The organism is Nocardiopsis sp. LOL_012 (assembly GCF_048060475.1).
GTDB lineage: Bacteria > Actinomycetota > Actinomycetes > Streptosporangiales > Streptosporangiaceae > Nocardiopsis.
In genome coordinates this window covers 125,061-133,753 of record NZ_JBHMIV010000013.1, presented here as the reverse complement: position 1 = coordinate 133,753, position 8,693 = coordinate 125,061, and the positions used below count along the sequence as shown (strand labels likewise).

Annotated in this window: 9 protein-coding genes; all 9 read left to right on the top strand. The window is 70.9% G+C overall.

The window, feature by feature from the left end:
- Positions 1–740: 740 nt before the first annotated feature.
- The 9 genes from ACFHWE_RS11105 (at position 741) to ACFHWE_RS11065 (ending at position 8,675) form a co-directional block, all read left to right on the top strand.
- On the top strand, positions 741–1,337 hold the full coding sequence (locus ACFHWE_RS11105; RefSeq protein WP_416600855.1) for a DeoR/GlpR family DNA-binding transcription regulator: 597 nt from the start codon (positions 741–743) through the stop codon (positions 1,335–1,337).
- A gap of 303 nt (positions 1,338–1,640) precedes the next feature.
- Positions 1,641–2,399 carry a DeoR/GlpR family DNA-binding transcription regulator gene (locus ACFHWE_RS11100; RefSeq protein WP_416600853.1) on the top strand — a complete coding sequence of 253 codons (759 nt, stop codon included), beginning with the start codon at positions 1,641–1,643 and terminating at the stop codon, positions 2,397–2,399.
- Between the two features lie 338 nt (positions 2,400–2,737).
- A complete protein-coding gene (locus ACFHWE_RS11095) occupies positions 2,738–3,268 on the top strand; it encodes a hypothetical protein (RefSeq protein WP_416600852.1) in 531 nt (176 codons plus the stop codon).
- Positions 3,262–4,125 (top strand): hypothetical protein, encoded by an 864-nt coding sequence (locus ACFHWE_RS11090; protein ID WP_416600850.1) that lies wholly within the window; start codon positions 3,262–3,264, stop codon positions 4,123–4,125. The genes ACFHWE_RS11095 and ACFHWE_RS11090 overlap by 7 nt, the downstream gene beginning before the upstream one ends.
- A gap of 30 nt (positions 4,126–4,155) precedes the next feature.
- Positions 4,156–4,824: an SAF domain-containing protein gene (locus ACFHWE_RS11085; protein ID WP_416600848.1), complete on the top strand. Its 669-nt coding sequence runs from the start codon at positions 4,156–4,158 to the stop codon at positions 4,822–4,824.
- Complete coding sequence (locus tag ACFHWE_RS11080) at positions 4,824–5,573, top strand: hypothetical protein (protein ID WP_416600846.1); 750 nt, start codon at positions 4,824–4,826, stop codon at positions 5,571–5,573. The genes ACFHWE_RS11085 and ACFHWE_RS11080 overlap by 1 nt, the downstream gene beginning before the upstream one ends.
- Complete coding sequence (locus ACFHWE_RS11075; protein ID WP_416600844.1) at positions 5,570–6,922, top strand: CpaF family protein; 1,353 nt, start codon at positions 5,570–5,572, stop codon at positions 6,920–6,922. Before ACFHWE_RS11080 ends, ACFHWE_RS11075 begins: the two co-directional genes overlap by 4 nt.
- Complete coding sequence (locus ACFHWE_RS11070) at positions 6,910–7,779, top strand: type II secretion system F family protein (RefSeq protein ID WP_416600842.1); 870 nt, start codon at positions 6,910–6,912, stop codon at positions 7,777–7,779. The genes ACFHWE_RS11075 and ACFHWE_RS11070 overlap by 13 nt, the downstream gene beginning before the upstream one ends.
- Complete coding sequence (locus ACFHWE_RS11065) at positions 7,779–8,675, top strand: type II secretion system F family protein (RefSeq protein ID WP_416600840.1); 897 nt, start codon at positions 7,779–7,781, stop codon at positions 8,673–8,675. The genes ACFHWE_RS11070 and ACFHWE_RS11065 overlap by 1 nt, the downstream gene beginning before the upstream one ends.
- The last annotated feature ends 18 nt before the right edge of the window (positions 8,676–8,693 follow it).

Below are 8,693 nucleotides of genomic sequence, written 5' to 3'. Positions count from 1 at the left end.
TGGCGAGGAGGTAGCGGGGGCCGTGGTCCATGTCGTGGGCTAGAGGCACACCAAGTCACCCCCCTTCACCCGCTGTTCGTGTTCAGGGCACGGGGCGGGTCATCCTGCGGTCAGTCGTCTCCGTTGGCACCAGCACTGATGAGGCCAGAGAGTTGATGAACTTAGCAGTAACATGTCTTGGCGGGGAAGGCCCAGCGAATTTTTTTTGTTTTCACTCCCGCACATAGATTCTGTATTGAAACTGTGATAAAAGCGGGGCTCGGGGTCACTGTGTACGCTCGTGGGTGCTTGGTGCCTACTTGCACTAGATGTCGGAGTGGCTTTCTCCCCATGGCTCATGCGGTCGGCCTCGCCGGTTCGGAGAGGGGCCGTTGCGGGCGGCCGAATGCGATCAGAGTCACGGTCGCGGTGGGGATCCATCCGAGGATTCCTTGCTCGGCAGGGCTGAAATGCCTGTGACCTCGGCCTTTCTGATCGTCCAATCCGATCGGGGGCGTGGCTTGTGGCACCTTTGCTGCTCTGGGTGGTCTCTCTAACCCCAGAAGCCTGGTGTGAGCCGTTGCGAGTGGATTGTGGGCCGTGATAAAAAATGGCATCCGAGTGGCCTGGCGAAGCGGTGGATCATGGCACTTCTTCAGCGCGGTGGAGCCCGCGGAGAACGGTGTGGAGCCGCCCCATGGGCCGTCGGTCGAGGAGCAGGGGAGGCCGACGTGGTTGTTTGCGCTGGTGTCGTCGGTGGCGTGGGGACCCAGCACCCCTCAGAGCGGCCCACCACCTCGAACACGCTGCGCAGGGTCGGCGACTGGTCCGCCGAAGAGGAGAGGATCGTCCAGGCCGCGCTTGCCGAGCTTCCCGGCGAGGGGGTCGTGCTCCTGGGCGCCGGTACGCTCACCGAGCTGCTCGCGGCCCGGCTGCCGTTCGGTTGCGGCTACACCGTGGTCACCAATTCCGTGTCCTCGGCCTTGCTGTTGGCTGACCGTGGTGACATCACGCTCTATCTCACAGGTGGTCCTCTGCACCGCCGCACGGGTGCCACTCTGGCCGTACCCAGGGAGCTGGAGGGGCTTAGCGCGGACATCGCCTTCGTCGCCCCTGAGGGGATCTCCGTCTCACGTGGCCTGACCAGCGGGGATTCATCCGAGGGCAGGTGCCAGCGGGCGATGATGGACACGGCACGCAAGATTGTGGTGCTGGCCGATCGGGCCGAGGTTGGAAATGACCGGGAGTTCCGGTTCGCGCGCCTCGACGAGGTGGACTGTCTCGTCACCAGTGCCAGCCTGGCGCCGAAGGTGTCCGAGGCGCTTCGGGCACACGTTTCCCTCCTGTCGCAGGCCTGAACCCCACGGGCGGTTCCGCGCCGCCATCGCCTTCTCGCACCGGGCCTCCTCGTGCGCGCTTCCGGCCCTTCGGGCGGCCTCGCCTATGTCAGGGCTGCCTCTCGGTTCGCTCGCCTCCCTGCCTGTGGGGTGCCCGTCCCGTTGCTGCCGTTGCCTGGTCCCGAACGCCTGGTCGGCTCCGTTGCCCTGCCCTTTCCCGCACCGCAATAGCTCAGGACGCCTGCCACTGGGTAGGGTCCTTCATATACTGAGGCCTTTGCGTGGGTGTCAATGGCCCCGAGAATGAAAATCAGGTGATACCACATGTACGCGGAGGAGCGTCAGAGCCTCATCCTGGAGCGCGCCCGCAAGGAGGGGCGGGTCGATGTCGCGCAGCTCTCCGCTGAGTACGGTGTCACCTACGAGACCATCCGGCGTGATCTGACCGCTCTGGAGCGCCATGCTGTCCTGCGCCGCGTGCACGGTGGCGCCATCCCTGTCGGTCGGCTCGCTTTCGAGGCCCCACCGGGTCCGCGTAACGAGGCCCTGGCCGAAGAGGAGCGGATAGCCAAGGCCGCGCTGGCCGAGCTCCCCGAGAACGGTGCCGTTCTCCTCGGCTCCGGTGCGGTCGTCGCTAAGCTGGCCGAGTTCTTCCCCAACGACCGCGAGCTCACCGTGGTCACGAACTCCACCTTGGCCGCGCTCTCCCTCCTGCCACGCGAGAACATCGACCTCATGATGCTCGGCGGACGCTTGCGAGCACGCACTCGGGCCACCGTGGACGTGTGGGCTCTGCGTGCTCTGGAGGAGACCTATGTGGACGTCGCCTTCATCACCGCAGACGGTATCTCCGCCGAACGCGGGGTCACCACCGCTGACCTGGCGGACGCACAGGTCAAACAGGCGATGATCGGTTCCGCGAGTCGGACCGTTCTGCTGGCCGACCACACCAAGGTCGGTCGTGACCACTTCGCTAGGGTCGTTGGGGTCGAGGAGATCGACCGTGTCATCACCGACAGCGGTCTGTCCTTCGATCTGAAAGAGGAGCTGACCGCCTCGGGGGCACGGGTCCTCACGGTCTGACCGCACTGAGCCCACGATGGACCGCTGACCACACCGACTAGTCCGCCGAAGTGCGGCTTAATTCATCCTATGATTCTACGTTTTCTTAGCCTGGCCCGCATATTGTTGCTCTCTTGTGGTTTGGGTCTCCGTTTGTGCGGGTTGTTCCGTGTCCGATGCTTCTATAAGCTCACACAAGACCAATCAAAACCACATGTGGTGTGTGGTGTCCGGTCCATCGGGCGTGTGCGCCCATCTCCGGGCCCGCCGCAGTGGCGCGAGTACTCCGAATCATCCACGGGAACCCCGTCAGCGGACTCGTTCCCAAGAGGTCCCACCAGAACGGAAAGACGTCTGTGATGAGATCCAGGACCTCCACCGCCCGACGGAACGCGGTGGTCCCGGGTTGCCTCCTGGCGCTCCTCCTGCCCGTCGCGTGCGCACCGGCCCCCGAGGGGGCCACTGCGCTGCCCGGACCCTCGGCCTCCCCGGCCCCCGCGCAGGCGGGGACACCTGAAGAGGAGGCCGCCCTCGCCGCCTACACCGGCATGTGGGACGCGGTCGTCACCGCCTCCCACGAGGGCAGCGGAGGTTCCGACGCACTCGAACGCCACGCCGTCGGGGGCGCGCTGGCCCTCATGACCGAGGCGCTCCAGGGCGCGGTCACGGCCGGGGCCGACGTCTCCGGCGAACCCGTCCTCGCCCCCGAGGTCCTCGTCGAGTCGTCCGACAGGGCCCAGGTCACCGACTGCCTCGACGACACCTCGTGGGGCTTCGCCTCGCAGCCCGCCGCCGGGGTGGGACCGCGACTGGTCGAGGCCCGACTCATACACGACGGACTCGCCTGGCGCGTGTCCGACCTTCGGATCTGGGAGCCGGGAACATGTTGAGACGCGCAGGCGCGGCCTCGCTCACGGTCGTGGTCGTCATGCTGGGAACAGTGTCCTCCGCGAACGCGGACACGGCGGGCTCGCCGTCCTTCCTGGGACAGATCGAGTGCGGCAGCAGCGGCGGCGACGGATGCTCGATCCTGTTGCAGTGGTGGAACCACCACAGCGGCACCCCGGGCTCGGAGGGAGGTTCCGGCAGCACCGGCGGGGGCGGCACCGGGGCCGTCGACCCCGACGACCCCTACGCCGACGTGGACTGGGACGCTGTCGACTGGGATTCGGTGGACTGGGACGCCGTCGACTGGGACGCGATCGACTGGGACGCCGTCTTCGCCGAGGAGGACGCGGCCACCCCCGGCACCGACCCCGTCACACTCATCCAGGAGTCCATGGACTCCTTCGAGCTCCCCGAACCCGTGATCGCCACCTCGCCCGCCGAGGGCTCCCTCGTTCTGGTGCACACCCCGCTCTGGCTGTGGATCGACGAGCAGACCTGGGCTCCGGCCACGGCGAGCGCAGCGGTCCCCGGCTGGTCGCTGGAGCTCACCGCTACCCCCGCGCAGACCACGTGGACCATGGGCGAGGGCACCGAGATCGTCTGTGACGGCCCCGGGACCCCCTACGACCCGGCCGCGCACGCCCCCGACTCGGCCTCGCCCGACTGCGGCCACATCTACACCGTCTCCTCCGGTGCCCAGGAAGGCGGTGCCTACACCGTCACCGCAGCCGTCACCTGGGACGTGGCCTGGGAGTTCTCCGACGGTGCGTCCGGAACGCTCGACACGGCCGCGACGGCCGCACAGATCACCGTCGAGGTCGAGGAATCACAGTCATTGGTGTCCGAGTCCGGACGCTGACACAAAGACGAGGCAGCGGAGGAAACCGACATGGTGGGCACAAGCACGGTCCCCGGCCCCCGGACCAGTACCGGCGCGCCGCCGCCCCAGGTACGGCTCCTGGGCGGTGGGCCCAAACGCTGGCGCTGGGTGGTGCTGGGGCTGGCCCTGGCCACGACCGGCGCCCTGGCCGGGGTCACGGCTGTCCAGGGCACCGACCAGGCCCAAGGCGTCCTCATCGCCGACGGGAACCTGCCCGTCGGCCACGTGGTGACCGCGCAAGACCTGGTGGTGGCCAGGATCGCCGTGCCCGAGGGCGTCTCCGTCGTGGCCGAGGCGCAACTGGAGGAGGTCCTCGGCCGCACACTGGCCGTCCCCGTCGCAGACGGCTCCCTCCTCCCCGGCACCGCGATCGGGCCCGCGGAGTACCCCGAGGCCGACAAAGCGGTGATCGGGGCCGCTCTGGAGCCCGGCGACTTCCCCGCCTCCCTCCGCCCCGGAGCCGAGGTGTCCGTCGTCGTCATCGCCGAAGGCCCCGAGGAGACTCAGCGGGGGGTCGAGGCCTATCCCGCCACGATCCAGAGTGTGGAGCCCGCCGCCAGTGACGGCTCCGTGGTCGTCGAACTCGTCGTCTCCTCCCTCGACGCCGCCGAGGTCACCACCGCCGCCGCCACCGAGAACATCGCCCTCGCACAGGTCAAGCCCAGGGGTGACTCGTGATGCCCCGTACCGTCGCCCTGTTCTCCCTCAGTGGCGCGCCCGGCGTCACCCTGGCCGCCATGGCCCTGGCCGCGGTCTGGCCCGAGGAGCGCGGAGCCGTGCTGGTGGAGGCCGACGCCTCCGGCGGCGACATCGGTGTCTGGCGCCGACTGCCGTCCTCACCCGGACTCACCGACCTGGCCGCCGCGCTTCGCCACGGCGCCTCCGGCGGCTACGACGGCGGCGGCCCGGCCGGCCACACCCAGGCCCTGCCCGGCGGACTCCCCGTCTGCCCCGCGCCCGCCTCCGCCGACCGCGCCGACGGCGCGGTCCGCCTGCTGGCACAGAACGCCGGATCGCTCGCTGCCACCGACGGGCCCGTCACCGTCCTGGACCTGGGACGGCTCGCGCCCCGCAGCGCCACCGCCCACCTCGCCGCGCACGCCGATGCCGCGCTGCTCGTGGCCCAGGACGACCTCGCGCAACTGCGCCGCCTCCAGGAGTCGGCCGCCCACCTCTTCGAGACCCTGCCGGGACTGCGCACCGTCATCAGCGGCGGCGACCGCTCCACCACCGAGATCTCCGACGCCGTCGGCATGCCCGTGTGGGGCCGCCTGCCCGCCGACCCCAAGAGCGCGGCCTTCCTCCGGGGCGAGAGGAACCTGCGCCGCCCCCAGAAGAGGCCCCTGTTCAAGACAGCGGCGTCCCTGGCGCGCGCACTGGTCCAGGACACGGCCCGGCCGCGCGAGCGCACGGAGGCCGCCGCATGATCGAGGCCACCTTCGGAGACGACTTCCTCGACCACGGACGCGGTCACCGCGAACGCGAGGACGCGCTGGTCGAGCGCACCGCGGCCGAGGCCACCCGCCGACTCAGCGAACTGCTGCGCGAGAGCGAGGTCTCCGACGTCGACTACCGCCGCGAGGCCGAACGCGTCATCGCCCGCATCCTCGACGAGACCGCCGGGGAGGCCCTTGCCCAGGGCCGCCCCGTCCTGGAACCGGCCGCCGAGGCCGCAGTCTCCCGCCGCGTCCTCGCCCAGGTGAGCGGCCTCGGCCCGCTCCAGCCGCTCCTGGACGACCCCGAGATCGAGAACATCAACGTCAACGGCACCCGCGTGTGGGTCCGCTATGCCGACGGCCGCCGCGAGCAGAAGTCGCCCCTGTTCGACGACCCCGAGCAGCTCATCGCCCTCATCCGGCGCATCGCCGCCGAGTCCGACAGCGGCGAGCGCCGCTTCGACCCCGGCGCGCCCATCCTCGACATGCCCATGCCCGGTGGTGAGCGGCTCAACGCGGTCATGGAGGTCGCCCGCGAACCCGCCGTGTCCATCCGCCGCCACCGCCACAGCCGCACCTCCCTGGAGCGCCTGCGCAGGCTCGGCACCCTCGACCCCGTCCTGGTCGCCCTGCTGCGGGCCGCCGTCCTGTCCCGGCGCAACATGGTGGTCACCGGCGGCACCGGCGCCGGCAAGACCACCCTGCTGCGCGCCCTGGCCTCGGAGATCCCGCCCAGCGAGCGGCTCGTCACCATCGAGGACGTCTTCGAGCTCGGCTTCGACAAGGACGTCGACGCCCACCCCGACTGCGTCGCCCTCCAGGCACGGCCCGCCAACATCGAGGGCGTCGGCGCCATCACCATCGCCGACCTCGTCCGCGCCGCGCTGCGCATGTCGCCCGACCGGGTGATCGTCGGCGAGACCCGCGGACAGGAAACCGTCCCCCTGCTCAACGCCATGAGTCAGGGCAACGACGGCAGCCTCACCACCCTGCACGCCGCGGACTCGGCCGGGGCCTTCACCAAGCTGGGCGCCTACGCCGCCCAATCCGCCGAACGCCTTCCGCTGGACGCCACCGCCTCCCTGGTCGCCGCCGCCGTCCACCTGGTCATCCACGTCTCCGCGCTCCCCACCGGCGGCCGCATGGTGACGAGCGTGCGCGAAGTGGTCGGAGCCGAAGGGCAGAGCGTCATCTCCAACGAGATCTACCGCAGGAACCGCGCGGGCGAGCGCCTGCCCGCCGCGCCGCCGGGTTCCGAGACCCTCGACGCCCTCACCGCCGCCGGGTTCGACGCCTCGGTCCTCCACACCGACATGGGCGTCGGGGGGTGGGTCCGATGACACTGACCGTCATCGTCGCCGTCTGCGGCGCCCTGGCCGGGATCGGGCTGACCATCGCCCTGGCCGCGCTGCCCCGGGGCGGAGCGCAACCGGGACGTCTGCGCGGCGCGCTGTTCGGGCAGCACCGGCCGCTGCGCCTCGTCCTGTCGATCGCGGCCGGTGCGGCGGCCTGGCTCCTCACAAGCTGGCCGGTCGGCGGGTTCCTGATGGCCGTCGGCGCCTGGTGGGCCCCCGCCCTCCTGGGCCCCGACCGCCGCCACCAGCGCCAGGTCGCCGGGGTGGAGGCCGTCGCCGCGTGGACGGAGATGCTGCGCGACCTCATGGCCGGGGCCGCGGGCCTGCACCAGGCCATCACCGCCACCATCCCCATCGCCCCCGAACCCATCCGCGACCAGGTCGTCCGCCTCGCCGACGAACTCCGCCTGGGCACCCCGCCCCGCGACGCGCTCGGACGGTTCGCCGACGACGTCGACAACCCCACCGCCGACCTGGTCGCGGCGGCCCTGACCAGCGCCACCTCGCGCCACGCCACCGACCTCGGGGTGCTGCTGGGCTCCCTGTCCGAGGCCGCGCGCGAACAGGCCGCGATGCTGGTCCGCACGGCGGCCAACCGGGCCCGGGTGCGCACCTCCACCCGGATCATCATCTCGGTAACCCTCGGCATGGCCGTGATCCTGCTGGTGTTCAACCGCGAGTACCTGGACCCCTTCGACGGTTTCCTCGGACAGGTGGTCCTCGCCGGGATCGGTGTCCTGTGGGCCTGCGCCCTGGCCTGGCTGTCCCGGCTCTCCCAGCCCAGTCTCGGACCCCGCGTGCTCGCCCCGGGCCCGCGGCGCGACACGGAGGTGGCAGTCTGATGCCCGGTATCGAACTCCTCCTCGCCGCCGTCGGCGGCGCCCTCGTGGGCCTGGCCGTGTGGCTGCTGTTGGCCGTGCGCTTCGGCGGCCCCACCCTGGCCGAGCGCCTCGCCGCCCCGCCGCCCGCCGAACCCCCGGCCCGCAACCCCAGCGGCGGCCCGCTGGCCCGTCTGGGCCGGATCGGCGTCCCGCTGCTGTCCGGGTTCGGCCTGCCAGGCGCCCGCACCCGCCGCGACCTGGAGGTCTGCGAGCGCGACACGGCCGGTTACCTGGCGGAGAAGACCACCAGCCTGGTCCTGGCGGTGGTCCTCCCTCCGCTCCTGGGAGCGCTCCTGGGCATGCTGGGGGTGTCCCTGTCGGTCGGCCTCGCCGCCGTGCTGTGGGCCGGCTTCGCCCTCGTCCTGTGGCTGGCCCCCGACCTGTCCCTGCGGGACGAGGCTCGCAAGCGCCGTGAGCAGATGCGGCACACCCTCGCCGGATTCGCCGATCTCGTCGTGGTCTCCCTCGCCGGGGGCGCGGGCGTCAACGGCGCCCTCACCGACGCCAGTGCGGCCAGCGACACCTGGGCGATGGTCCGTATCCGCGAGGCCCTGCGCGACGCCGCCCTGCGCCGACAGCCGCCCTGGACCGCCCTGAGCGACCTCGGCAGGCGCTACGACACCTCCGAGTTCGACGAACTCGCGGCCAGCCTGCAACTGGCCGGGGCCGACGGCGCCCGGGTGCGCACCTCGCTCGCCGCCAAGGCCAAGACCCTGCGCACCCAGTTCCTCGCCGAAATCGATGCCCAAGCCCAGTCCGACACCGAGAAGATGAGCCTGCCCGTCGTGCTGCTGTTCATGGGCTTCCTCGTCCTCCTCGGCTACCCGGCCATCAGCCATGTCCTCTTCAGCCTGTGAAACCGTCACCGACCATGG